This window comes from Faecalibacterium sp. IP-1-18 (assembly GCF_023347355.1).
Classification (GTDB): domain Bacteria; phylum Bacillota; class Clostridia; order Oscillospirales; family Ruminococcaceae; genus Faecalibacterium; species Faecalibacterium prausnitzii.
In genome coordinates this window covers 1,521,243-1,545,637 of record NZ_CP094472.1, presented here as the reverse complement: position 1 = coordinate 1,545,637, position 24,395 = coordinate 1,521,243, and the positions used below count along the sequence as shown (strand labels likewise).

The following is a 24,395-nucleotide window of genomic DNA, read 5'->3' as shown; positions in this document are numbered from 1 at the left end:
TCTCCCTCTATTTATGCCTTGCCGTTCATTTCGTCGCGGCGCAACTGGCCGCAGGCGGCACTGATCTCACTGCCAAGGCGGCGGCGCACCGTAGCGTTTACGCCAAGACTTTCAAGCTTTTGCTGGAACCGGCGCACATTGGCTGCATCCGTAGCGGAGTACGGACTGCCGTCCACTGGGTTGATGGGGATCAGATTTACATGCGCACCCATGCCCCGGATCAGGTCTGCCAGCTGCTTTGCGCAGACATCAGAATCATTGACACCGCGCACCATGGAATATTCAAAGCTGACCCGGCGGCCGGTGGTCTCCTGATACCGGCGCACGGTCTGGATCAGCTGCTCCACCGGGTAGGCATCGTTGACCGGCATCATACTGCTGCGGATCTGGTTGGTGGGTGCGTGCAGCGAGATGGAAAGGGTGAGCTGCAGTTTTTTCTCCGCCAGCTGGTCGATCTTGGGCACAAGGCCGCAGGTGGAAAGGCTGATGTTGCGCATACCGATATTGACGCCCTCAGGCGAGGTGATATTCTCCAAAAAGCGCATCACCTCGTCAAAGTTATCCAGCGGTTCGCCGATGCCCATGAGCACGATATGGGAGATGCGCTCACCGATATCCTTCTGGGCGGTGTAGATCTCGGAGCATATCTCGCCTGCTTCAAGGTTGCGCACACGCCCCGCCTGTGTGGAGGCGCAGAACCGGCAGCCCATGCGGCAGCCCACCTGTGTGGACACGCACACGGTATTGCCGTAGTGGTAACGCATGACAACGGTCTCGATGCAGTTGCCGTCAGCCATGCGCAGCAGATACTTCACAGTACCGTCCTTGGCCTCCTGACGGCGCTCGATCTGCGGTGCAGCGATATAAAAAGTTTCTTCCAGCTTTGCCAGCAGGGTCTTGGGCTGGTCGGTCATGGCAGAAAACTCGGTGACCAGCTTCTGGTGTACCCAGTGGAAGATCTGCTTTGCCCGGAAGCCCGGCTGTCCCAGCGCTTTTAGTTCATCAGTCAGTTCTGCCAGCGTCAGGGAAGAAATACAGCGTTTTTGTTCCATTCTGTTCTCCTATAACAGGATACGACCCATAAAGGTCGTGCTTATTGTGTTCCGGTGGCTTTTTGCAGCACGCATAGGAAAAAGCCGTCCATGCCGGTACGGGTGGGCACCGAAAGGCAACCGTACTCCCCTGCCGTCATTCCGGCGGGCAGCGGTACATCCGGTGCGCAGACCGCAAATTCCGGGTGGCGCTGTAAAAAGGCTGCGATCTGCTTCTGATTTTCTGCCGGGTCGATGGTGCAGGTGGAATAGACCAGCCGTCCGCCCGCCTTGAGCAGCGCCGCAGCGGTATCCAGAATTGCCGCCTGTGTGGCAAGCAGTTCTGCCTGCCGGGCAGCTTCCAGCTTTTTATAGCGCAGATCTGGCTTTTTTGCCAGAATGCCCAAGCCGCTGCAAGGCACATCCGTCAGGATGCGGTCTGCCATGGGCAGTGCGGGGTTCGGCTTGGTGGCATCATTACAAAGGGTATGCACCCCAGTAAAGCCCATGCGGTCTACCGCGGTGCGGATCAGCCCCACACGGTTCTCTGCTGCATCGCAGCTGTACAGCTCTCCTGTACCCTGCATCTGCTCGGCCAGCAGAATGGTCTTACCGCCGGGGGCAGCGCACAGGTCCAGCACCGTCTCGCCGGGGGCTGCGCCCACGCAAAGGGCTGCCAGCTGGCTGGCCTGTCCCTCCACATGGTAGTAGCCCTGTCGGAACAGTTCGTTGTCTGCCGGACTGCCGGCAAATCGTGCCAGCACGCTGCCGGGCACAATACCCTGCCGCACCTCTGCTGCGCCCTGCTCTGTAAGCAGCGCGCACAGCTGTGCAGCGCTGGCCTTGAGGGGGTTTGCACGCAGACTGGTCAAACCGCCATCGGCCTGATAGGTCAGGATGCCCAGTGCTTCATCCGGGTAATTTTTGTGGAGAAATTTCGCCACATCCAGTCCGGCAGAGCCAAGCACCATCAGGCGCTGGATCTCGCCCGTAAAAACGGCAGCGTCCAGATCATAGCCGCAGGCCTTGCGCAGCACGGCATTGACAAGGCCGGAGGCGCTGGATTTTTTAAAGGTGCGGGTCAGCTTGACCGCCTCGTTCACCGCAGCAGAGACAGGCACCTGCATATAGCGTGCCTGTGCCAGTGCAGCGCGCAGAATCTCCCGCACGGGGGCATCCAGCTTTGCCAGCCCCTTGGGCAGAAACTGCTCCAGAATATAGTCCAGCGTGCCGCGATGCTCCAGCACAGTGTAGAAAATGGCACTTGCAAAAGCCTTATCCCGGCCTTCCAGCTTCTGGCGCTTGAGCTCTGCGTCCAGCACCAGATTGGAAAAACCGTCCTGCTCCTGCCGTACCAGTGCGGCGACTGCCGCCGCACGCGGATTTGCGGCCATCAGAGGCTATCCCCCGTTTTCAGGCGCCGACCCGCTGCAAAGGCAGTGCCGTCCATGGGCTTTTTGCCCTCCGGTACGACCTCCAGCAGCTGGATAGCACCCTCGCTGCAGGCTACGGTCAGGGGTTTTGTGCCCAGCACCGTGCCGGGGGCTTCGCCATGAGCGGTAGCCACACGGCAGGACATCACCTTAAGCTTTTTGCCGCCGGAGGTGCTGAACCACGCGCCCGGCCAAGGGTTCATGCCGCGCACCCAGTTATGGATATGGGTGGCAGTGTCGGTCAGGTGGAACTCTGCCATCTCCTTGTTCAGCATGGGGGCAAGGGTGGCGTTTTCGTGGTCTTGCGGCACAGCCGTCAGAGTACCGGCAGCGATCTGAGGAATCGTTTCACACAGAGCTTCGGCGCCCACAGCGGTAACGCGGTCAAACAATTCGCCGCTGGTCTCCTCGGGGTCAATGGCGATTTTTTTACAGTACAGTACATCGCCGGTATCCAGCCCTTCGTCCATCTGCATGATGGAAACGCCGGTCTCGGCGTCACCGTTCAGCACCGACCACTGCACCGGGGCGCTGCCGCGATATTTCGGCAGCAGCGAAACGTGCAGGTTGATGCAGCCATAGCGGGGCATTTCCAGCACGGACTTCGGCAGGATGCAGCCATAGGCCACCACCACGATCAGCTCCGGGGCGAGGGCACGGATGTTTTCATCCTCGCTGCCGTCCCGCAGGGTGCGGGGCTGGAACACAGGTGTGCCGTGCGCCAGAGCCACCTCCTTGACCGGCGGCGCGGTGAGCACCTGCTTGCGGCCGACGGGCTTATCCCGCCGGGTGTACACGGCACAGATGTCGTGCCCGGCAGCATACAGGGCTTTCAGGCACTCGGCAGCAATATCCGGCGTGCCCATGAACAAAATGCGCATCAGTTGTTTCCTTTCGCTTCGCGGGCGGCCTTTTTGCCTTCCTCGGTATCCTCATAGAAGTACTCGCTGGATTCCATGATGGTGATGCCGTCCAGATGGTCGTTCTCGTGCTGGATGCAGCGGCCCAGCAGGCCGTCAGCTTCCAGCTCGAACCATTCGCCGTTGCGGTCCTGTGCACGCACCTTGACGGCAACGGGGCGGGTCACAGCGCCGTTGTGCCCCGGGAAGGACAGGCAGCCCTCGTAGGCCGTCTCTTCCTCCTCAGAAACAGCAAGGATCTCGGGGTTGACGAAATCAATGAACTTGTACTCGTAATCCTCGGGGATCTCCTCCGGGGCGTCGGTGGTGTCCCACACCACGAACAAGCGGCGCATCATGCCCACCTGCGGACCGGCCAGACCTACGCCGTCGGCGGCGATCATAGTCTCGCGCATATCGTCCAGCAGGGTGGCCAGACGGTCGTCAAAATTGGTCACAGGGCGGCAGACCTTGTTCAGGATGGGGTCGCCTTCTTTAACAATGTTACGGATAGCCATAATGGTACCTCCAGTTTTATCAGATGTCTCCGTCCGAGTGCAGGTCTACCACGACCGATGCCTTAGACGGCAGTTTTTCTTTTTCATACAGTGCCAGCGTGCTGCGCACAAGGTCGCGGAAACGGCGGTCGTTGCGGCACTTGACGGTAAGCTTATAGCGGTAGGTGTCGTTGATCTTTTCAATGCTGCCGGGCGTAGGACCCAGAATGCGCAGGGGCAGATCCGGCTGCTTGGCCGCCTGCTGCCCTAAAAGCGCCGAGAAACGGGCAGCGGCACGCGCCACCTCGTTCTCCTTTGCACCGGCAAAGCCGATGATGCACAGCCCGCAGAAGGGCGGATACAAGCCAAGCTTGCGGTAGGCGATCTCCTGCTCGTAGAAGGCGTCGTAATCCTGCGCGGCGGCAAGGGTGAGCACCGGGTTGTCCGGGTCGGTGGTCTGGATGATGGCAAAGCCGGGCTCTTTTGCGCGGCCGCTGCGTCCCACCACCTGTGTGATCAGGCTGAACACGTTCTCGTATGCCCGGAAGCCCTGCGCAAACAGCAGCGAATCAATGCCCAGAACACCCACAAGGGTCACGTCCTCAAAATCCAGACCCTTTGCCACCATCTGGGTGCCTACCATGATATCGTATTCATGCGCTGCAAATTTGGCAAGCAGCTTTTCGTGGGCGTCCTTGGCGGCGGTAGAGTCCTGATCCATGCGCAGCACCCGCGCCTCCGGGAAGAGCTTTGCCAGCTCCTCTTCGGCCTTCTGGGTACCAAAGCCCCGGTACTGCAGCTTGCCGCCGCAGGCCGGGCAAAGGGTGGGCGGCGGCTCCTGCTGGGAGCCGCAGTAGTGGCACAGCACCTTATGCGCTGATTTGTGGTACACCATGGGCACGCTGCACTTGGGGCACTTGAGCACCTCGCGGCAGTCCTCGCACTGGGCAATGGTCTGGTAGCCCCGGCGGTTGAGCAGAAGAATGGTCTGCTTTTCCGCTTCCAGATTGCGGCGGATGGCGTCCTCCAACGCAAGGCTGATCTCCCGAGGGTTGCCTGCTGCCAGCTCTGCCCGCATATCCACGATCTGCACGCTGGGCAGCGGGTTGCCGCCGTAGCGCTTGGTCAGGCGCACCAGCTGGGTGCGTCCGTTCTGTGCAGCGTGGAAGCTCTCGGTGCTGGGGGTGGCGCTGGCCAGAAGCAGCAGGGCACCGTTTTCGGCGGCACGCTGCCGGGCGACCTCGTGGGCGGAGTAGCGCGGTGCGGATTCCGACCGGTAGGTGTGCTCCTGCTCCTCGTCAATGATGATAAGACCGATATTTTCCAACGGCGAAAACACAGCGCTGCGGGTGCCAACCACGATATCTGCACCGCCGTCCTGGATCATCTGCCATTGCAGCAGACGCTCGGTATGGTTGAGCGCAGAGTGCTGCACCGCCACGCGGCGGCCGAACTGTCCTTTGAGCCGCAGGATCATCTGCGGGGTCAGGCTGATCTCCGGCACCAGCACCAGCGCCTTACGGCCAAGTTCCAGACAGCGGGAAATCAACTTTAAAAACACCAGCGTCTTGCCGCTGCCGGTAACGCCGTACAACAGAGCCGAATGGGGCGCAGCATCTTCTAGCTTGGGCAGCAGCGTGTCGTAAGCAGTTTGCTGCTGCTCCGTGAGGGTGATGGGGTCGTTACGCAGCGGGATGGAGGCGTACAGGTCGATGGACTTATTCACCTTGCTGCATTCCAGCACACCCTTGGTGCACAGGTTATCCAGCACGGCGCGGCTGATGCCCTTATCCTCCAGTTCGTTCAGGGTGCGAGGGCCGCCGCTCAGCAGCGCCACCGCCGCCAGCTGTTTTGCCGTAGGCTTTGGCTTTTGCGGCAGAGTGCCCACAAGCTTATAGGCATTTTCGGTGTGACGGGTAAGCTGCTTTTGCAGCACCGGGGTCACACCGTCTGCCGCCACGGCGGGCTTATACTGCGCACCATACGGAATGACCGCCTTGACGGCCTCGTAGTAGGTGCAGAAGGTGCGTTCCTTTAAAAAATACACCAGCCGCAGCAGCTCCGGGGTCAAGCAGGCCGAAGCCGGGGCTACGTCAAACAGATATTTCAGCTTGGAGTGCTCCGGCTCGGCATCGCAGGCCAGTACCACACCCATGCGGGCGCGGCTACCCTTGCCGAAGGGTACCAGTACCATGCTGCCCAGACGCACCACATTCTGGTGCTCCGGCAGAACGGCGTAGGTATACAGCTTATCAAAATGGAAGGTCGCATTGCTGACGGCAACGCCTACCGTTTTGGGCATTCGTCCAACTCCTTCAACGCTTGATTTTTCAGCCCTGCAGCCCGGCGCGCTGACAGATGACCTGATAAAGCTCTGCAGCGCAGGGCTCGATCTGGTTGTTGACCAGCTTTACGGTAAACTTATCCTGCTCGGCCAGCTCCTGCCGGGCGGTGGCGAGACGCTCCTGAATGCTTTCCTCAGTCTCGGTGCCGCGGCCGCGCAGGCGATGCTCCAGCTCCTCCACAGAGGGCGGCAGCAGGAACACGGTGGTAGCGCCCGGGAACATCCGGCGGATATTGGCAGCGCCGTGCACGTCAATGACCAGCACGACCACCTTACCAGCCTCCAGCCGCTTTTCCACCTCAGACTTCAGGGTGCCGTAGTAGTTGCCGTTATAGAAGTTGTGCTCCACCACCTGATCGTTTTCCAGCAGTTGCTGGAACTGCTCGCGGGTGCGGTAGTAGTAGTCCACACCCTCCTGCTCGCCGGGGCGCGGGGCGCGTGTGGTGGCAGAGACAGTCTTTTCGATCTCGGGGTGTGCCTCGCGCAGTGCCTTGACCACGCTGTCCTTACCAGTACCGGCTGCACCGGAAACTACAAACAGAAATTTATCATTCGCCATGAGATGTTTCTTCCTCCATTGATGCTCTACCCTCCTGCCCGGCGGCGCGGCTTGCCACCGTTTCGGGCTGAAGGGCAGACAGCACGACATGATCGGAGTCCATGATAAGCACAGCCCGGGTGCTGCGGCCGTAAGAGGCGTCGATCAGCATCCCCCGCTCGCGTGCTTCCTTCACCAGACGTTTGACCGGTGCGGAGTCCGGGCTGACGACTGCCACCACACGCCCCGCACTGACCATATTGCCAAAGCCGATGTTGATGAGTTTCATAGGCTCCTCCACAACATATTATTCCAGATTCTGGATCTGCTCGCGGATTTTTTCGATCTCCGCCTTCATATCCACCACAATACGGGTGATATCCAGATCCTGACACTTGGAGCCGATGGTATTGGTCTCGCGGTTCAGCTCTTGCGTCAGGAAGTCCAGCTTGCGGCCCACGGGCTCGTCCAGCTGCAGGATATCGCGGTACTGGGCAATGTGGCTGCGCAGACGGACAGTTTCTTCATCCACGGCAGTCTTATCGCCAAAGATGGCGGCTTCGGTCAGCACACGGGCGTCATCGATGTCGCGATCCTGCAGGATGACCTTGAGTTTCTCGTACAGGCGGTTGGTGTAGTTCTCTACCCGGCCTGCACTCAGGCTCTCCACTTTGCCAACGCACTGTTCCAGAAACACAAGACGGCTTTCCACGTCTGCCTTCATCTTGGCGCCCTCGGCGGCACGCATCTCCACAAAGCGATCCAGCGCCTGCGCGGTGACGGCAGACACATCCTGCCACAGCTGCTCCTCGTCCACATCGGCGTGGCGGGTGGTCAGCACATCCGGGAAGCGGGTCAGAACGGCGGTGGACACATCATTTTTGACCCCCAGCTGCTCGGACAGGTCCCGCATGGCCTGCTGATAGCTGCGGGCAAGCTCCATGTTGACGGCGACCACGGTATCCGCTGCGTCCACGTTCTGGACGGTCATGCTAAGCTCTACCTTGCCGCGGGAGATCCGCTGGTTGAGCTGCTTTTTCAGGCGGCTGTCCAGAGAACTGCAGGTGCGCGGGATGCGGGAGGAATACTCGAAATAGCGGGAGTTCACGCTGCGCAGTTCCACAGTGATCTCGCGGCCATTGAGCACGGCAGTCCCCCTGCCGAAACCGGTCATGCTTAAGATCATACTAGCTCCTATTCTTTTGCGGTTTAACTTCGTTTTTTCTGTATAGGTATCCGCTTTGGGCACACAAGCCCATGTTACGATACATATAGCATCATTTTACTATTCTTTTCTGAAAAATTCAAGGTGCAGACTGCATCCGTGCAAAAAACACAGTTTTCATTTTTACTGCTGCGCAGCCAAAACAACATGGCTGCGGCAGTTACCGCTTTTCCAGAAGCTTTCCCCTTGTAAAAAATATAACCCCGCGTTTTCACGCAGGGTCATAACATCAGTTCGTCTTATAAACGCAGGTCACACTGGTTTGCAGGATATCTGCATTGAGCAGCGTGCGCTCCACCCAATGGATGTTGTCGGCAATGGTATCCAGAGAAACCTCGTATTCCTTGGCAATGCTTTCCATCGTGCGGTACTCGTAGCGATAGATCAAGGTCAGGATGAGCTTGTCCATCATAGAGATCTTGGTAAAGCGGGTCTTGCGCTTATGCTCCTGACGGTAAGCCTCATGCAGAGCCTTGAGCATCCGGTCAAATTCCAGCTTTGAAATGCCAAAATACAGTTGATAGTCCTGCTCCTGAAACTCAGCAATGCGCTGCTCCGGGATGCTTCGCATAGCATTTTCCTCCACATCATTTGTTGTATTGTACGGCTATACCAAACATTATAAAAGGTATTGGGCGGCAAGTCAATGTGTAAGCAGAAGTTTTTCCGGTATTACGCGACAGAGTGCGCCCTGCACCTTTGCCGACTGCACAAAAAAGGGCTACCGCACAGCATTTTGTGCAGCAGCCCTGAAAGGGACTTATTTATCAGACAGGATGGGACTGGTTGGTGTAGTCCACATGATCGCCGTCCACGCCCTGCTTTTTGGCATTGCGCTTATCGAAGAACTTGGGAGCGACCTGCGGGAACATAGCGTAGGTCAGCACGTCCTCTTCCTGCGTTGCCCACTTGGCAGCCTCGGCCTTCAGCTTGTCCATCTCGGGCGCCAGCGTGTCGGCAAAGCGGCAGGTAATGGGCTGCTCATCGCCAAGGATCTTCTTGGTGAACTCGGGCTTGATGGGAGCGGGAGTTTTGCCATAGTCGCCGTGGACCAGACCCTTGAACTCCTTGGTGACCATCTTGTAGCGCTCGCCCATGATGACGTTGAACACAGCCTGCGTACCAACGATCTGGCTGGTGGGGGTGACCAGCGGCGGGTAGCCTGCATCCTCACGAACGCGGGGGATCTCGGCCAGCACTTCGTCCAGCTTGTCTTCCTTACCGGCATCCTTCAGCTGCTTGAGCATGTTGGAGAACATACCACCCGGCACCTGATACAGCAGGGTGTTGGCGTCCACGCCCAGGCTCTTGGGGCTGATCTGGCCGTTGGCGATGTACTTTTCGCGCAGCTTAGCAAAGTAAGCGCGCACGACGTTCAGCTGCTTCAGATCCAGACCGGTATCGTAGTCGGTGCCCTGCAGGGCAGCCACCAAGCTCTCGGTGGGCATATGGCTGGTGCCAAGGCTCAGGGGGCTCATGGCGGTATCGATGATATCGGCACCTGCCTCGATGCCCTTGAGGATGGACATGGAAGCCAGACCTGCAGTGTAGTGGCTGTGGATATCCACAGGGATGCTGACGGTCTCCTTCAGCTTCTTGACCAGATCATAGCAGGTATAGGGAGTGAGCAGACCTGCCATATCCTTGATGCAGATGGAGTTTGCGCCCATCTCCTCCAAAGTCTTGGCGTAGGCTGCAAAGTACTCGTTGTTGTGCACAGGGCTCAGGGTGTAGCTGATGCAGCCCTGCACATGAGCGCCTTCCTTGTTGGCAGACTTGATGGCAGTCTGCAGGTTGCGGGGGTCGTTCAGAGCATCGAAGATGCGGATGACGTCGATGCCGTTGGCAACAGACTTCTGTACAAAGTACTCCACAGCGTCATCTGCGTAGGGACGGTAGCCCAGCATATTCTGGCCGCGGAACAGCATCTGCAGCTTCTGATGCGGCAGTTCCTTGCGCAGGATGCGCAGACGCTCCCAAGGATCCTCGTCCAGGAAGCGGATGCAGCTGTCGAACGTAGCACCGCCCCAGCACTCCACGGAGAAGTAGTTGATCTTGTCCATTTCGGGCAGGATGGGGCGCATCTCGTCCATGGTCATACGGGTAGCCAGCAAAGACTGGTGCGCATCACGCAGGACGACCTCGGTCACCTTGATCGGCTTTTTTGCCATGGTTGTCACCTCTTCCTTAGTTCATGGAAACCAGAACGTCACCGGAGTTGACGGTATCGCCCTTGTTCACGTTGATGGAAGCCACAGTGCCATCCTGCGGAGCAACGATCTCGTTCTCCATCTTCATGGCCTCGAGGATGACCAGCACGTCGCCGGCCTTGACAGAAGCACCGGCAGCGACCTTGACATCCAGAATGTTGCCGGGCATGGGAGCCTTGACGGCAACAGCACCGGCTGCACCGGCGGCTGCCTTAGGAGCAGCTGCAGGAGCGGGAGCGGCCTTGGGTGCGACGGGTGCTGCGGGAGCAGCGGCAACAGGAGCAGCGCCTGCGGCAGTTTCCTCAACGGAAACGCTGTAAGCAACACCATTGACAGTAATATTGTAGTACTTCATGGAAGGATCCTCCAATTCAAAATCGAACTCAATTAACTTACATTCGGACGCTTACAGGGCCATATTGCCATGCTTCTTGGGCAGGCGGGCAGCGCGCTTGGTGCTCAGCAGCTCCAGTGCAGCCACAACGCTAGCACGCACATTAGCGGCATCACAGCTCATATCGGCAGCACCGGCGGCCACTGCGCTGGCAGCGCTGCACACCTCAGCGGTGTAGGCAGCAGTCTTAGCCTTGGTGGCGGCAATGATGTTGTCGGAAGCATCGATCTCATCCTTATACAACACGCTGACAGCGGCGCTGGGCTCCAGTGCGCTGACGGTGCAGCCGGTCACAGCAATGCGCAGGTCGGCAGCAGCCAGAGTGGTGTACACAGGGCCCACAGCCTTGCCTGCCAGCACTGCCACCTTTGCGGTGGTAGCATCGGCGTAGGTAGCGGCCAGACGGGCAGCCTCGCGGATGCCGCCAGCCACGTCATCGGTAACGCTGGGCACAAAGCCCTCGGTATCCACGATGGTGACCACAGGCACGCTGAAGGCATCGCACAGGCGCACAAAGCGGGAAGCCTTGGCTACGCAGTTGTGGCACAGCTGCTTGCCGGTTGCCACAACGCCCACGGCGTTGCCGCCGATGGTTGCAAATGCGGTGTAAACAGACTTACCAAAGCCTGCGTACAGCTCCACAGCGCTGTCCTTATCGATCACAGCGGCAGCAGCCTTTGCGGGCTCGGCACCGACGGCCAGAACAGCGGTGGGCTGCTCGAACTCGAAGATTGCCGGGCCGGTCAGGTTGTTGGCGGGCAGCAGACCCACGATGTGAGCAGCCTTTTCAGCAGCCTCTGCGGCATCGGTAGCCACGATGGAAGCTACGCCTGCCTTGGCGGCAGCAGCGGCGCTGCCTGCGTCGGCGACCTTATCGCCCTTGGCTGCGGAGGTGAACGGAGCGGTGAAGAACAGCTCTGCGCCCTCGGCCATGATGCAGACGTCTGCGTTGGCAGCGCTCAGAGCGCTGGTGCCGCCGCAGACACCCAGAACAACGGCCACCTGCGGAACAACACCGGAGACCTTTGCGATCTGTGCATTCAGCTTTGCGCTGGCGGTCAGCACGTCCAGACCCTCGGCCAGCTTTGCACCAACCGAGTTATAGAAGGTGACCACCGGGCAGCCGGTCTGTGCAGCCATTTCCAGAACCTTGATGTTCTTTTCAACATCCTTTACGGTGACAGCCTCGCCATTCTGATAAACGGCGTAAGCCTGCTGACCTGCAGCATAGCCGCAGGCAGCGCTCACTGCACCATCAGCAAACAGCGCAGTGTACTCCCCGTCATCGAAGAACTTGGCGAGGATTTCTCCCTTATTGATCTTTGAAGCCATAATTAGACCTCCTGGTTGTCTGTGTGAGCTTTCAAAATTATATTCATTATACAGAAGCTGGCAAAAAAATGCAAGGGATTCTATAAAATTCCATGCGATTCAACATCCGTCACTTATAGATACTCAAATTTTTAACGATTCATCGTTTTGCACGTTTTATCTGGACAAATGCTATCACACGCCCATTTTGTGGGTGTAGAAATTTTCCCGGTTTTTTTGGCAAAACTGCACCCGTCTGCTGCGTTTTCTTTCCGTTGCGTTTATGTTACACTATATTAAAAAATCATATATTTCCGGGCAATCTGCCAAACTGTACCTATATAGCGCACACGAAAAGCCCGTCAAATATGCAAAAGAGGTTGAAGCTATCTTGAAGCGAATTTCCGTAAAGTTCCAGCAGCAGGAGCAGACCTACCGTTCTCTGCACGCTGCCGCTCGTTCCCTGCTTTCGTCAAAGGGGCGGGTGTTTCTGCTTTTTCTGTTGTTTTATAAGGTGCTGACAAACTTCTTGTTCGTACCGGCGCTGCAGCTGATCTGGGCGCTGACACTGCGGTTTGCGCCCATACAATACCTCAACAACAAGACCGCTTCCCGCACCTTTGCCTCCCCTGCCATCATCGGGTGCATCGTCGTGCTGGCGGTGCTGGCAGCCTTCTGGAGCCTATACGAGGTTGCCGCGATGCTGCAGCTATTGACGCGGGTGCGGCACGGTGAGCCGCTGCGGGTGGGTGCGGTGTTCCGGGATGCCTTTTGCAGCCTTGTGCGGGTGTTTCTGCCGCAGAATCTTCCACTGCTGCTGTATGGCGCTGCCCTGATCCCGCTGACGAACTTTTTTCTTGCCGCGAATCATCTGACCCAGTTTGCCGTGCCGGAATATCTCTGGGGGCTGCTGAAGGCGCGCGCTGCCAACCGCTTGCTGTTTGCATTGGCGGTGCTTTTTGTGCTGGCACTGCTGTTGGACGGGCTTGTGGTGCTGCCAAAATTTCTGCTGGAGCGCAAAAGCTTTGGCTGTGCATTTGCAGAGAGCCTGCGGGTTTTGCGCGGCCGCGCCGGGCAGCTGCTTGCGCTGTCACTACGCTGGATGCTGACCGCTGCCGTGCGCACCGGGCTGATGCTTCTGTGCGGGGCTTTACTGTTCTATTGTGTCATCCTTGGTGTCGGCTTTGCCAGCACTGCTGCCCTGCTGGCGCTTTCCCGCGCTGCACTGCTGATCGAGTTGCCGTTCCTTTGTATGCTCATGGACTGTGCCATGACGGCGGCGCAGAGCACCCTTACAGAGGCACTGTATGAAGTGACCCGGCAGTCCGATGCAGCGCAGCCGATCATTTGCAGTGCATCCCCTGCTCCGCACCGCGAACAGACGGTGCTGGCAGGAATGATGGCCTGCGCCGCGCTGGTCACCTGCGGCGTAGCGGCGGTATATCTGCTTTTCCCGCAAACACAGCCGCTGCAAAGCGTGCTGGGTCTTTCCGATCCGGTGATCACCTACCACCGGGGCTATTCTTCCCGTGCTCCAGAAAATACCATGGTCGCCTTTGAGACCGCGCTGGAGCACGGCAGCCCCCGCATTGAGCTGGACGTGCAGATGACCGCTGACGGCGTAGCTGTGGTGACCCACGACACCAGTTTGCGCCGGTGCACCGGCTGCAACGCCAACATCTACGACCTGCCCTATGCGCAGGTGCAGCAGCTGGATGCCGGGCGCTGGTTCCATCGGCAGTTTACGGGCTCCTATATTCCTACGCTGGAAGAGGTTCTGGCGCTGTGCAAGGGCAAGACTGAGCTGAACATCGAGATCAAGCCCAGCACCTTTACGCCGACATTGGAGGCCGAAACGGTGCGGCTGATCCACGCATACGACTACGGCGCGGACTGCGTGGTCACCTCTCAAAGCTACGAGACCCTGTGCAAGGTAAAGGAGCTGGACCCGGACATTACCACAGGGTATATTCTGGCGCTGGGCGTTGGCACCTACTACGACCTGCCTGCCGCAGACTTTTTCAGTGTGGAATCCACCTTTATCACCGCCGGTATGGTGCAGCAGATCCATCTGCGGGGTAAGACCATCTCTGCATGGACCATCAACCGCCAGCAGGATGCGGAAAAGCTGCTGCAGCTGGGTGTGGATGACCTGATCACTGACAAGCCCGAGATCATTGCGCCGCTGCTGGCACGGGACAAGGCACTGGACAACCGTCTGCTCTGGCTGCGGGATCAGATTCAGGAGTTGCTTGCCGCCCCGGACGCTGAAGAAGCGATGGAGGTGGAGGAAACCATCGAGGATGCTATTGAGGATCCCGAAGAGGTTTTGGACGAAGCGTAAGAAGATTTATACAGTAATACCGGGCAGGCTGCGGGCTGCCCGGTATTTGTATTTTCATAAACATAAAAAAGGAGCCGCAGACCCCTGTTACAGGTACTGCGGCTCCCCTTTTGTCTTTGGAAGTTTAAATTACTTCACCATGCTTGCAACTTCAGATGCGAAGTCGTCAGCACGCTTCTCCAGACCCTCGCCCTTGACAAAGCGGGCGAACTTGACAATCTTGATCTCGCCGCCCAGGTCCTTAGCGACCTTAGCGGTGTACTGAGCAACGGTCAGGTCGCCATCCTTGACGAACTCCTGATCGACCAGGCAGTTCTCCTTGAAGAACTTCTTGATCTTGCCCTCGATCATCTTCTCCTTCACAGCCTCAGGCTTGTTAGCGGTCTTGGGATCCTGAGCCATCTGAGCCAGCATGATCTCCTTCTCCTTAGCCACGACCTCGGCGGGGACAGAAGCCTCGTCAACGTAGCCGGGGTTAGCAGCAGCGACCTGCATAGCGATGTCCTTGCCGTAAGCAACGAACTCGTCCTTTGCATCGATGTCGTTGGTGGTCTCGAAGTTGACCAGAATGCCGTGGGTGCCGCCGCCGTGGACGTATGCAGAGCAGACGCCCTCGTAACGGGTGAAGCGGCGAACCTTGATGTTCTCCTTGATGACCAGGATCAGGTTCTTCAGAGCCTCGTCAACAGTCTCGCCAGCCTCGGTCTTGCAAGCCATCAGAGCCTCGACATCAGCGGGGTTCTGCTTCATGATGACCTTGGTGGCCTCCTTGACGAAGTCAACGAACTTGTCGTTCTTGGCAACGAAGTCGGTCTCAGCGTTGACCTCGATGACAACACCGACCTTGCAGGCGGGGCAGTAGTCAGCGTAGACCATACCCTCGGCAGCAACGCGGCTTGCCTTCTTGGCGGCGGTAGCCAGACCACGCTCGCGCAGGATCTCGATTGCCTTCTCGAAGTTGCCGTCAGCCTCGGTCAGAGCCTTCTTGCACTCCATCATGCCGCAGTCGGTCTGCTTGCGCAGTTCCATAACGTCCTTTGCAGAAATAGCCATTTTTGTTTTCTCCCTTACACGTTATTTGATTGGTTGCGGAATGGGAAATCAGGCGTTTGCTGCGTCCTCGGCGGGAGCGGCCTCCTGGTTGCCCTGCTTGCCTTCCAGCACAGCGTCAGCCATAGCGCCGGCGATCAGCTTGACAGCGCGGATAGCGTCGTCGTTGCCGGGGATCACGTAGTCGATCTCATCGGGGTTGCAGTTGGTATCAACAATAGCAACGATGGGGATGTTCAGCTTGCGGGCCTCAGCAACAGCGATGCGCTCCTTGTGAGGATCGACGATAAACATAGCCTTCGGCAGGGTCTTCATGTTCTTGACGCCGCCCAGGTACTTGTCCAGCTTCTCCATCTCCAGCTCCAGCTTAGCTACTTCCTTCTTGGGCAGCAGCTCGAAGGTGCCGTTCTCCTTCATCTTAGCCAGCTGATCCATACGGTCGATACGCTTACGGATGGTGCGGAAGTTGGTCATCATGCCGCCCAGCCAACGAGCGTTGACGTAGTGCATGCCGCAGCGCAGAGCCTCGTCACGGATGGACTCCTGAGCCTGCTTCTTGGTGCCAACGAACAGGATGTCGCCGCCCTCAGCTGCAACTTCCTTCACATAGTTGTAAGCCTCGTCCAGCTTCTTCACGGTCTTCTGCAGGTCAATGATATAGATACCATTGCGCTCGGTGAAGATGTACTTAGCCATCTTGGGGTTCCAGCGGCGGGTCTGGTGACCGAAGTGCACACCTGCCTCGAGAAGCTGCTTCATAGAAACGACTGCCATAATAAAATACCTCCAGATATTGTTTTGCCTCCGCACACCGTGATCTGCACGGTACATCGGGTACCGGCGGACTGCCCTCAACCCAAAAGGGCACAAAAGGGCATAGTGATGCGTGTGTAATGCTTTGTTATAATAGCACAAAAAGAATGCGGTTGCAAGTGGTTTTCTCTGTTTTGTATAAAGAAATGCTTACTTTTTCTCTTATTTGCCCGTATTCATCCCGCTCAAACCTGCAACACCCATACGGTTGAGGGCGTATCCCTTGCCGAACATCAGGTCGTATTGCAGCATCCAGTGCTCGTTTGTCCAGCGCTGCTGGAACTCCGTGGGCTGCTGGGTGGTGGTGCCATCCAGATTCATGGTGGTGCCGCGGGTGCAGCTGCGGCTGGCGACCCGCAGCTGCCGGTTGAGGAACTGGAAGTACAGCGGCTGCTCCAGCCCGAACAGTTCCATCATCACCGGGGAGATATCGTAGGCGGCAATGGTGCCAAAGTCCACCTGCTGCTGGCTGTAATTCGACCACATCAGCAGCGTGGTCTGGTGCAGACGGGGGTCGGTGCTGGAGCCGCTTGCGTAGCCGGTGGTGGTGTAGACATCGTAGTTGGAATCAATGGGGTTATAGTGGTCGCCCCAGAATACCAGAATGACCGGCTCGTCCACCTGAGAGAAATACGCTGTCAGCTTGCCCAGCATGGCGTCTGCATCCCGGATGCCGGTAGCAAAATCTTCCAGCGCGCCCACGGTGCTGCTCTTGAGCCCCACCGGATGAGATACAACGTGTACCCGCTCGTCGTCCGGGTAGTTATCCCTATTATAATTGGTATGGTTCTGCATGGTGACCGCGTGCAGGAAGATGGGCTTATCAGAGGAAGTGCTCATCTTTTCGTACTGCTGAATGATCTGGTCGGCCATGGAGTCATCGGTCACAAGGCCGCTGGTCCAGTAGTGCTTGCGCACCTTGGTCACACCGTGCATATCCTCCAGACTGATAAAATCGCTGAAGCCGAGGTTGGGGTAGGCCTTATCGCGGCTCCAGTATTTTGCCCAGAAGCAGTGCACCGCAGCGGTCTGGTAGCCCTTGAGCTTGAGGTAATTGGGCAGGGCGAACATGGGCTTTGTGACGTGCTGCTGGTAGGGTTTGCTGCCGCTGGGCAGGAAGGACACGGAGTAGCCGGTCAGAGCTTCAAACTCCACATCACAGGTGCCGCCGCCAAAGCTGGGGCTGTACGCCCTGCCGTAAGCGCTGGTCTGCTGCAGAGCGTGAAGGTTCTGCGATACATCGGTATCAAAGGTAATGCCGCACTGCTCCAGCTCCGAAACATCCCAGTAGGATTCATCCATTACATAAATAATGGTAGGCTGCTTTGCCTGCTCCTCCTTGGGGGTAGTGGCGGCATAGCTGCCTGCATACATGGGGCCGGTGGAGAATTTCTCACTCTCGGCCACGTTATCCAGAATATCGTCCACTGCCTGCTCCGAGTAGCCCTCGGGCTTGGCGATCTCCAAATTGGTGAGGTTGGTCATAAAACCGGTAAGCACACCGTAGTAACGGTAGTAGCGGTCCTGCATCCACGCATCCGGCGTGATGCCCAAAACCTGCGTGACTGCAGGCTGTAAATAAACGCCGAAGATCAGCAGACACAGCGCCGCTGCCGAGGCACCGGTGCCCGCAAGCCTTGGCAGCCAGCGCTGGCGCAGCCGCCCGCGGTAAACAAAGAAGCTTGCCACCGTCAGTGCCAGCACCAGCACAATGGAGACCACCATGCTGGTCTGCAGCTTGAGCCCGGCAGCAGAGGCCACACCGGCGGCTTCGGACACCTGCATCAGGTCCCACGGCAGAAAGGGCTCACCCCGCAGCTGCATGGTATAGAAGTTTACTGCGCAGGGCGCACAGCCCAAAACGGCCATGCCCAGCGTAGCAAGCGGCGGGATGCGCAGCACCCAGTCCAGCAGCTCCCACACCAGAAACAGCAGCAGCCATGCCAGCAGATACGCCCCGAAATGGGGGAAAATAAAGCTGATAAAGGTATCAGCGGTCAGTGACCCGCGCGCGATCCACTCACCCAGCAGCAGCACAATAAAGGAAGCTGCCGCCGGGAAGAGCATCCGCAGGGTCAACAGCGGTTTGGATGTTTTCATAGTCGATATCCCCTTTCCACGTCCCGAACCCTATTTCCAAAGTGGCTTTGCTATTTGCACAAGCCTTTCGTGCCTATTATAGTCATTTCGCCGAAAATGTCCATTCATGATTTTACAAAAATTACAGTTTTATTTTTCAAAATATTCCCCTATTTTTCACAGACCAAGCTTTGCCCGCAGCTGCTGCCAGAAGCCGTGAGGTGCTGCCGGTGCTTTTGGCACAGCAGTATGCACCAGAATTGCGTCTGTGCCGATGGTCTCGATCTCCTGCCACGGGATGGTCAGGCTCTCGTCCCGGCCCAGCAGGCCAAAAAGCCGCGGTCTGCCCAGCAAAATCAAGCTTTGCAGCTGCGCCGTTGCGGGGTCAAGCTCCAGATCGTCCGCGCGGCCAAGGCACATCCCCTGCTCCAGCTGAACGACCTCCTTCTCACAAAGTTCCCGGATCGTCATGGCGCTCTCCCCTTTCTGTCACAGCATACGCCGGGGCGGCATTTTCTATGCCAAAGGGGTGGAAAGCACCCGCCCGGTTGTGGTATACTATGGAAAATATCTGGAAAACATCCAATACAAGCGAGGCAGTATTTATGTATAAAAGCATTATTTTTGATATCGGCGGTGTACTGGTGGATTTTGACCCCAAGGCATACCTTGTAGACCGGCTGTGCAACGCCGAAATGGAAGAGAAAGTTTACGACCTGACCTTTGGCAGCGAGGAGTGGCAGTTGCTGGACGCAGGCAAACTTTCCCGCTATGACGGCAACCAGCGAATGCTGGAGCACGCCCGTGCCGAGGGCTGTGCCTTTGAGGTGCAGGGCGTTCTGGACGACTGGATGCACATTCTGCGCCCGCGTCTGCGGATGCTGGAGCTGGTGCGGCGGCTGAAGAACCACGGCTATTGCGTGTATTACCTGAGCAACATCCCGCAGGATGTGCTGGAGCTGCTGACCGAGCGCGGCGTACTGGCTCAGTTTGACGGCGGTGTAGCCTCCTGCGAGGTACAGGTGAATAAGCCTGACCCGCAGATCTACAAGGCTTTGTTGAAAAAGTATCAGCTGAAGGCCAGCGAATGCATATTTATCGACGACAGACTGGAAAACGTGCAGGCCGCCTTTGCGCTGGGCTTTGCCGGCATCCAGATGAAGGACAGCGTTGGTACGCTGATCCGCAGCCTTGCCACCTGTAACGTGGCGCTGCGCTGAATGTTCATATAACAAACAGCAGCCCCTGCCGGAAAGGTTTCTCCGGCAGGGGCTGCTGTGCGTTGGTGGGGAACTTACTTTTCCTCGTAGCTCTGGCAGTAGTGCGGGGTCTCCACCTGCTGGGTGGTGCAGCTGCACTGCTCCGTCACCTTGATCTGCGGCAGATCACATTTGCAGCCGTCCACGTTGTGGCAGCACGCGCAGACATCACAGGTCACGCCGATGTTTTCCATGTTTATCACCTCTTTGTCCATAGGTTGCCCTATGGAGCAAGAGTTTATACATGGGTTTTACCAAGCAGCCAGATCTGCGCCCAGCTTACGGCAGGCGGCCTGCACATCATCATCGGGCGTTTCGTTGCAGATGAGGCCTTCCTCGCTGAACAGCTGTGCGCCGTCGTCCTGTGCGCGCTGCGCCCAATCGCGCATCCACTGACCGTCACCCCAGCCGTAGGAGCCGAACAGTGCGATCTTTTTGCCGTTCAGAGAGCCTTCCAGCGCAGCAAACATAGGCTCGAACTCGCTCTCCTCCAGCTGCTCTGCACCCATAGCCGGGCAGCCAAAGGCCACAACGTCAAACTCTGCCAACTTTGCGGGGGTCATCTCGGCGCAGGGTACGATGGTGCCGTTGGCGCCTGCGCCCTCGGCGATGCAGTTTGCCATGGTCTCGGTGTTGCCGGTGGCGCTCCAGAATACGATTGCTACTTTGCTCATAAAACTCTACCTCTTTCTCTGCGTAGTTAGTTTAGAATAACTTCATGTTCTGTAAAAATGCGTCCGTGTTTCATGACGCATTTTGCGGTTAGTATCTTCTAACCGTCAACAGGATACCACAGCCCTGCCCTGCTTGTCAAGACGTTCGTGCAATGTTTGCACGGTGCAACAATCCCGCCTTTCTCAAAAGTGCATGAAGCGTGTATTTCAGCCGCCTAATACGCGGAAAACTACCAACAGCACCCCGTAGATGACCGGCTGGTGCAGCAGATACAACAGCAGCGAGTGCCGCCCAAGCCAGCCAAGCGGCGGGCAGACCGAGCGGCGCAAGGGCTCCATGCGCTGCCGCCCTACAACGTCGTAGAGAAAGTACCCCGCCCAGAACAGAAACAGCCACGGCAGAAGGGCAAAATAATCCGTAGAATAGAACCACCACGGATAAAAGCCAAAGTACGCTGTAACGCAGTTTGCATACAGTGTCTGCGGCAGCCAAAGGCGCAGGCTTCCAAAACCCAGATAGCCTGCCGAGACATTGCGGGTAAGAGCAAACAACACTGCGGAGATAGCAAACCCTGCTGCGGGTGGAATGTGCCGCAGTGGCTTTTCCAAAAGGCCGGTCAGCAGCATAGCGCTGCCCAGCAGGGTCAGCACACCAAAGATAACTCTGTCCTCCGGCATAAAAAGCAGCGTGACTGCCGTGACAAGCGCCCCTGCCCCAAACACCTGTGCGCCCCGGCGCAAGGTATGATGCCCCAGTTGCACACAGAAGCCGGACAACAGAATAAACACCCAACAGATGCTCTGCTGCCACAGATGCCCGGGCAGACCATAATACCAGTCGGCCTGAATACCGAAGAGATTGACCAGATCCCAGCAGCCGTGATAGAGCATCATACTGACCAGATCCAACCCGCGCAGTTCGTCCAGAAGGGCGTAGCGGCCAGAAGTGTCACTATACTTCACGTCGGATTCCTTCTTTTTTGTCACGCTGTTACACCGTTTTCCGGCGCAGCAGGCTCATGGGCGGCAGCTCCGGGGTGGGCATGGTGTATTTTTCCATGGCGTGAGGAGTGCTTTCCACCCGCTCCCCTGTTTCGTTTTCAATCCATTCCGGGGTAAGCGGGATGCTGCGTCCGTCCGGGCACAGTGCCTCCAGCGTATCCCCAAGGCTCCATTTGCCGCGCTGCTGGCAGTGGGCGATGCCATTTTCCCAGCTGTCCACCGTACCCACGAACTCCCACTCGCGGATATAGGTAGCGCTGTCGGTGGCCTGTTTGGCCTGCTCGCGGCCGAAATAGAAGCCCGGAGAGTAGTGCCGGTGGCTGGTGCGGGTAAGCTCTGCGTACACCTCCGGCGGCAGTTCAAAGTTATCGTTTGCCGGGTCGGCCAGATAGGCGTCCAGTGCCTTGCGGTAGGCAACGGTAACACTGGCCACATAGTAGAAGGTCTTGGCACGGCCTTCGATCTTCAGGCTGTCCACGCCCGCCTTGCAGATCAGGTCAATGAAGGGCGCGGTGCACAGATCGTTGGCGTTAAGGATGTAGCTGCCGTTCTCGTTTTCGCCGATCTCGTACAGCTGGCCGGGGCGGGTCTCCTCGCTCAGGTAATACTTCCAGCGGCAGGGCTGGGCGCACTGGCCGCGGTTGGCGTCGCGCCCGGCCATATAGTTGGACAACAGACACCGGCCGGACACGCTCATGCACATCGCACCGTGCACAAAGGCCTCGATCTCCAATTCCGGTGGAGTCTTATCGCGCAGGATGGCAATATCCTGCAAGGTCATCTCCCGGGCCAGCACCACCCGCTTTGCGCCCATTTTGTAGGCGGCGCGGGCGGCTGCCCAGTTGGTGATGCCGGTCTGGGTGGAAAGATGCACGTCAATGTCCGGGGCAAAGGTCTTGCAGGCATCCAGCACACCAAGGTCTGCCACAATAAAGGCATCCACACCGGCCTTGGCAGCCTCCTTGATGGCCTCCGGCAGACGGTCGGCCTCCTCGTTGGTGGGCAGGGTGTTCATGGTCAGGTAGACCTTGCGGCCGCGGGCATGGGCGTAGATGACGCTTTCCGTCAGCTGCTCCGGGGTGAAATTGGCCGGAGCCGAGCGCATACCGAACTCCGGCAGGCCGCAGTAAACGGCATCGGCACCGTAGTTGATGGCATAACGCAGACGTTCCGCATCGCCCGCCGGGGCAAGCAGTTCCGGGATCTGTAACATTTGTAGGTTCCTCTCTTATGTATCACAGTTTTAGCCGGAAAGGGGCCGCCGCACAAAAAACGGTGCAGCGGCCTTTCCTCAGTTTTTCAGGCTTTTGTTCACAGCTGCGGCAGTTTTGCAGTTGGCATTGTGCTCTGCCAGCGTGTGGGCGTAGTAGTAATTGCCCTTGAGGTCGGTCACAAAGAAGTAAGCGTCCTTGGCTTCCTCATCGGGCTGCGGCTCCAGCGCTGCCTTGATGGCGGCAAGGCCGGGGTTCGAGATGGGGCCTGCGGGCAGGCCGATACAGCTGTAAGTGTCGTAGGCTGTAAGGATATTTTCCGGGATATTGTCCCAGCCGTCGTAGTAGGGCGCGACCCAGTTCCAGAGATAGTTGTTGTCGGCGTCGCTCTGGATATGGCTGGAGGTGTTGCTTTGCAGCCGGGGGTAGGGCGAGCCCTCTGCCAGACGATTGCGGAACACCTGCGCCACGTTGGAGTCCTGACTGTTGCCCGCTTCCTCCTGCACAAAGGAGGCAAGGGTGACAAGCTCCGGCAGGGTCATTCCCTGCTTTTTGAGCGCTGCGTACATTTCCTTGGTAAATTGTGCATCGAACTGGGCGTAGAAGGTAGCTACATAGTTATGCACCGTATCATCCTTCAAAAACTCGTAGGTCTCCGGGAAAAGATAGCCCTCACACTTCATAAAGCGGTTCGGGGCCTCCTTATCCTCCGGGACATACTGCCAGAAGGTATAAGCGCTGAAATCGCCCTCGTTGGCTTCCTTCAAAAACTCCTCGGCGGTGCACAGACCGGCGGATTCCATCTTTTGGGCGATGGCAATGGCCGTGGTGCCCTCCGGGATGGTCACCCGCACCGTTTCTGCCTTGGCGTACTGGGAAAGGGTGGCAATGATCGCGTCGTAGGAAATCGCACTGGTCTGCAAGACAAAATCGCCGTACTGCAGCTTTGCGGCAGCGCCCTTTTGTCCCACATACCAGCGAAACAGGTAGGCAGAGCGGATGACGCCCGCCTCCTTCAGCTTGTTGGCGATCGCCGCTACGCCGCTGCCCTGCGGGATGCTTACGGTCACCTCTGTGCTGCCGGGTGCACCATTGCCGTGGATCTCATTGTAGGCAAAGTGCACCGCTGCACCTACTGCCAGAAGGAGCAGCAGAAGCACCACCAGCAGAATTTTGCCTGCGCCGCCCTTTTTGCGGGCTGCGTGTGTATCGTTGTGTGCCATACGCACCTTCCTTTTTTCAGTTTTCCAGCATCAGACGCAGATAGCTTTCGCTTACGTCAAAAGGCTCTGCGTCAAAGCGGATCATGCCGTATTCCTGCCGGGTGCCCTCGCCCAGAAACAGCGGCTGGGCAGCGCCTACCGTGATGACCGCCTTTTCCACGATGACTTCCTTCTCGCGGGCGGCTTCCATCAGGATCTCGGCGGCGCGGTCGCTGTCGGCCATCATCTCCACAAAATACAGGGTATCCTCCTTGCGGAAGTAGATGCCGTAGCCATGTTCGTTGGACACGATGGTAGCGCCCCGGGCGTACAGCTCCTGCAGCACCACCGCCATGCGCTCCGGGCTCAGCTGCACGGTATCCTTCCAGAACTGTTCCCGCAGCTCGCACAGCTTTTTGGCCGTCACCGTGTCAAATTCCGCCTGGCTCCACAGGTTGCGGCTCACCTCACGAGGCAGGCAACGCAGGGCAAAAGCCTTTGCAAAGCCTTTATCCTGCAGCAGAGCGGCCTGTGCTGCATCTGCCGGGACTGTCACGGTAAAGCCTGCGCCCCGCAGCTTTTGGTGGGCGCACAGGGTATCCAGCAGACCCGCCAGCAGCAGACTGCCCTCGCCGCACAGGCACAGGTAATTGCCCGTGCGCCCCTGCAGGGTGACCGGCACAGCCAGCGCAGCCGCCACGATGGCGTCGTTTTCGTCGGCCACATAAATGTTCTGCACACCGGCAAAGCGTTCCAGTACCATTTTTGCAAAATCTTCGGTATCATGATGCTGGCTCTGCCACAAAGCCAGCACTGCCGCCTCGTCAGACGGCTGCATCAGACGATACATCGTTCAGGATGCCCCCTCTTATCATATTT

General features: G+C 57.9%; 24 protein-coding genes. 2 read left to right on the top strand and 22 right to left on the bottom strand.

Features of this window, described 5'->3' with window-relative positions; genetic code table 11:
- Positions 1–11: 11 nt before the first annotated feature.
- The 12 genes from rlmN to MTP43_RS07270 form a co-directional block, all read right to left on the bottom strand.
- Entirely contained in the window at positions 12–1,052 is a 1,041-nt protein-coding gene (gene rlmN, locus MTP43_RS07325; RefSeq protein ID WP_005925998.1) for a 23S rRNA (adenine(2503)-C(2))-methyltransferase RlmN, read from the bottom strand.
- A gap of 41 nt (positions 1,053–1,093) precedes the next feature.
- Positions 1,094–2,425 (bottom strand): 16S rRNA (cytosine(967)-C(5))-methyltransferase RsmB, encoded by a 1,332-nt coding sequence (gene rsmB, locus MTP43_RS07320; protein ID WP_015538481.1) that lies wholly within the window; start codon positions 2,423–2,425, stop codon positions 1,094–1,096.
- Positions 2,425–3,345, bottom strand: a complete 921-nt coding sequence (gene fmt / locus MTP43_RS07315; RefSeq protein ID WP_015538480.1) for a methionyl-tRNA formyltransferase — start codon at positions 3,343–3,345, stop codon at positions 2,425–2,427. Before fmt ends, rsmB begins: the two co-directional genes overlap by 1 nt.
- Entirely contained in the window at positions 3,345–3,881 is a 537-nt protein-coding gene (gene def / locus MTP43_RS07310) for a peptide deformylase (RefSeq protein WP_005926004.1), read from the bottom strand. Before def ends, fmt begins: the two co-directional genes overlap by 1 nt.
- Before the next feature lie 19 nt (positions 3,882–3,900).
- The gene (gene priA, locus MTP43_RS07305) at positions 3,901–6,162 is read right to left on the bottom strand and encodes a replication restart helicase PriA (protein ID WP_015538479.1); all 2,262 of its coding nucleotides are present in this window, start codon (positions 6,160–6,162) and stop codon (positions 3,901–3,903) included.
- A 28-nt stretch (positions 6,163–6,190) separates the two neighbouring features.
- On the bottom strand, positions 6,191–6,763 hold the full coding sequence (gene gmk / locus MTP43_RS07300; protein ID WP_005926010.1) for a guanylate kinase: 573 nt from the start codon (positions 6,761–6,763) through the stop codon (positions 6,191–6,193).
- Positions 6,753–7,031 carry a DUF370 domain-containing protein gene (locus MTP43_RS07295; protein ID WP_015538478.1) on the bottom strand — a complete coding sequence of 93 codons (279 nt, stop codon included), beginning with the start codon at positions 7,029–7,031 and terminating at the stop codon, positions 6,753–6,755. Before MTP43_RS07295 ends, gmk begins: the two co-directional genes overlap by 11 nt.
- A gap of 18 nt (positions 7,032–7,049) precedes the next feature.
- Positions 7,050–7,928, bottom strand: coding sequence for a YicC/YloC family endoribonuclease (locus MTP43_RS07290; RefSeq protein WP_015538477.1), 879 nt, complete (start codon positions 7,926–7,928; stop codon positions 7,050–7,052).
- Positions 7,929–8,196: 268 nt separating this feature from the next.
- A complete protein-coding gene (locus tag MTP43_RS07285) occupies positions 8,197–8,538 on the bottom strand; it encodes a DDE transposase family protein (RefSeq protein WP_015538476.1) in 342 nt (113 codons plus the stop codon).
- A gap of 196 nt (positions 8,539–8,734) precedes the next feature.
- On the bottom strand, positions 8,735–10,138 hold the full coding sequence (locus MTP43_RS07280) for an oxaloacetate decarboxylase subunit alpha (RefSeq protein ID WP_005926028.1): 1,404 nt from the start codon (positions 10,136–10,138) through the stop codon (positions 8,735–8,737).
- Between the two features lie 16 nt (positions 10,139–10,154).
- Complete coding sequence (locus tag MTP43_RS07275; RefSeq protein ID WP_005926031.1) at positions 10,155–10,532, bottom strand: biotin/lipoyl-containing protein; 378 nt, start codon at positions 10,530–10,532, stop codon at positions 10,155–10,157.
- A gap of 51 nt (positions 10,533–10,583) precedes the next feature.
- Complete coding sequence (locus MTP43_RS07270) at positions 10,584–11,903, bottom strand: carboxyl transferase domain-containing protein (protein WP_113621044.1); 1,320 nt, start codon at positions 11,901–11,903, stop codon at positions 10,584–10,586.
- A gap of 370 nt (positions 11,904–12,273) precedes the next feature.
- Here MTP43_RS07270 and MTP43_RS07265 point away from each other — a divergent pair, with 370 nt between their 5' ends.
- Complete coding sequence (locus tag MTP43_RS07265; protein WP_242983879.1) at positions 12,274–14,226, top strand: glycerophosphodiester phosphodiesterase family protein; 1,953 nt, start codon at positions 12,274–12,276, stop codon at positions 14,224–14,226.
- Between the two features lie 129 nt (positions 14,227–14,355).
- Here the strand turns inward: MTP43_RS07265 and tsf are convergent, their stop codons facing one another.
- From tsf to MTP43_RS07245, 4 genes are all read right to left on the bottom strand, one after another.
- Positions 14,356–15,279, bottom strand: a complete 924-nt coding sequence (gene tsf / locus MTP43_RS07260) for a translation elongation factor Ts (protein ID WP_112089849.1) — start codon at positions 15,277–15,279, stop codon at positions 14,356–14,358.
- A 48-nt stretch (positions 15,280–15,327) separates the two neighbouring features.
- Positions 15,328–16,050, bottom strand: coding sequence for a 30S ribosomal protein S2 (gene rpsB, locus MTP43_RS07255; protein ID WP_015538473.1), 723 nt, complete (start codon positions 16,048–16,050; stop codon positions 15,328–15,330).
- Between the two features lie 201 nt (positions 16,051–16,251).
- Positions 16,252–18,189: an LTA synthase family protein gene (locus MTP43_RS07250; protein WP_015538472.1), complete on the bottom strand. Its 1,938-nt coding sequence runs from the start codon at positions 18,187–18,189 to the stop codon at positions 16,252–16,254.
- 156 nt (positions 18,190–18,345) lie between these two features.
- A complete protein-coding gene (locus tag MTP43_RS07245) occupies positions 18,346–18,639 on the bottom strand; it encodes a PRC-barrel domain-containing protein (protein WP_005926053.1) in 294 nt (97 codons plus the stop codon).
- Positions 18,640–18,773: 134 nt separating this feature from the next.
- On the opposite strand from MTP43_RS07245, the gene MTP43_RS07240 reads away from it, so the two are divergent.
- On the top strand, positions 18,774–19,388 hold the full coding sequence (locus tag MTP43_RS07240) for an HAD family hydrolase (RefSeq protein ID WP_015538471.1): 615 nt from the start codon (positions 18,774–18,776) through the stop codon (positions 19,386–19,388).
- A 74-nt stretch (positions 19,389–19,462) separates the two neighbouring features.
- Here the strand turns inward: MTP43_RS07240 and MTP43_RS07235 are convergent, their stop codons facing one another.
- The 6 genes from MTP43_RS07235 to MTP43_RS07210 all read right to left on the bottom strand — a co-directional run bounded on the left by MTP43_RS07235 (position 19,463) and on the right by MTP43_RS07210 (position 24,366).
- Positions 19,463–19,621, bottom strand: coding sequence for a hypothetical protein (locus tag MTP43_RS07235; RefSeq protein WP_015538470.1), 159 nt, complete (start codon positions 19,619–19,621; stop codon positions 19,463–19,465).
- A gap of 57 nt (positions 19,622–19,678) precedes the next feature.
- Entirely contained in the window at positions 19,679–20,101 is a 423-nt protein-coding gene (locus tag MTP43_RS07230) for a flavodoxin (RefSeq protein ID WP_015538469.1), read from the bottom strand.
- A gap of 207 nt (positions 20,102–20,308) precedes the next feature.
- Entirely contained in the window at positions 20,309–21,064 is a 756-nt protein-coding gene (locus MTP43_RS07225; protein WP_223451580.1) for a heparan-alpha-glucosaminide N-acetyltransferase, read from the bottom strand.
- Between the two features lie 28 nt (positions 21,065–21,092).
- Positions 21,093–22,316, bottom strand: a complete 1,224-nt coding sequence (locus tag MTP43_RS07220; protein ID WP_015538468.1) for a peptidase U32 family protein — start codon at positions 22,314–22,316, stop codon at positions 21,093–21,095.
- A gap of 78 nt (positions 22,317–22,394) precedes the next feature.
- The gene (gene mltG / locus MTP43_RS07215; protein ID WP_015538467.1) at positions 22,395–23,537 is read right to left on the bottom strand and encodes an endolytic transglycosylase MltG; all 1,143 of its coding nucleotides are present in this window, start codon (positions 23,535–23,537) and stop codon (positions 22,395–22,397) included.
- A 16-nt stretch (positions 23,538–23,553) separates the two neighbouring features.
- Positions 23,554–24,366 (bottom strand): hypothetical protein, encoded by an 813-nt coding sequence (locus MTP43_RS07210; RefSeq protein WP_005926080.1) that lies wholly within the window; start codon positions 24,364–24,366, stop codon positions 23,554–23,556.
- Positions 24,367–24,395 lie beyond the last annotated feature (29 nt).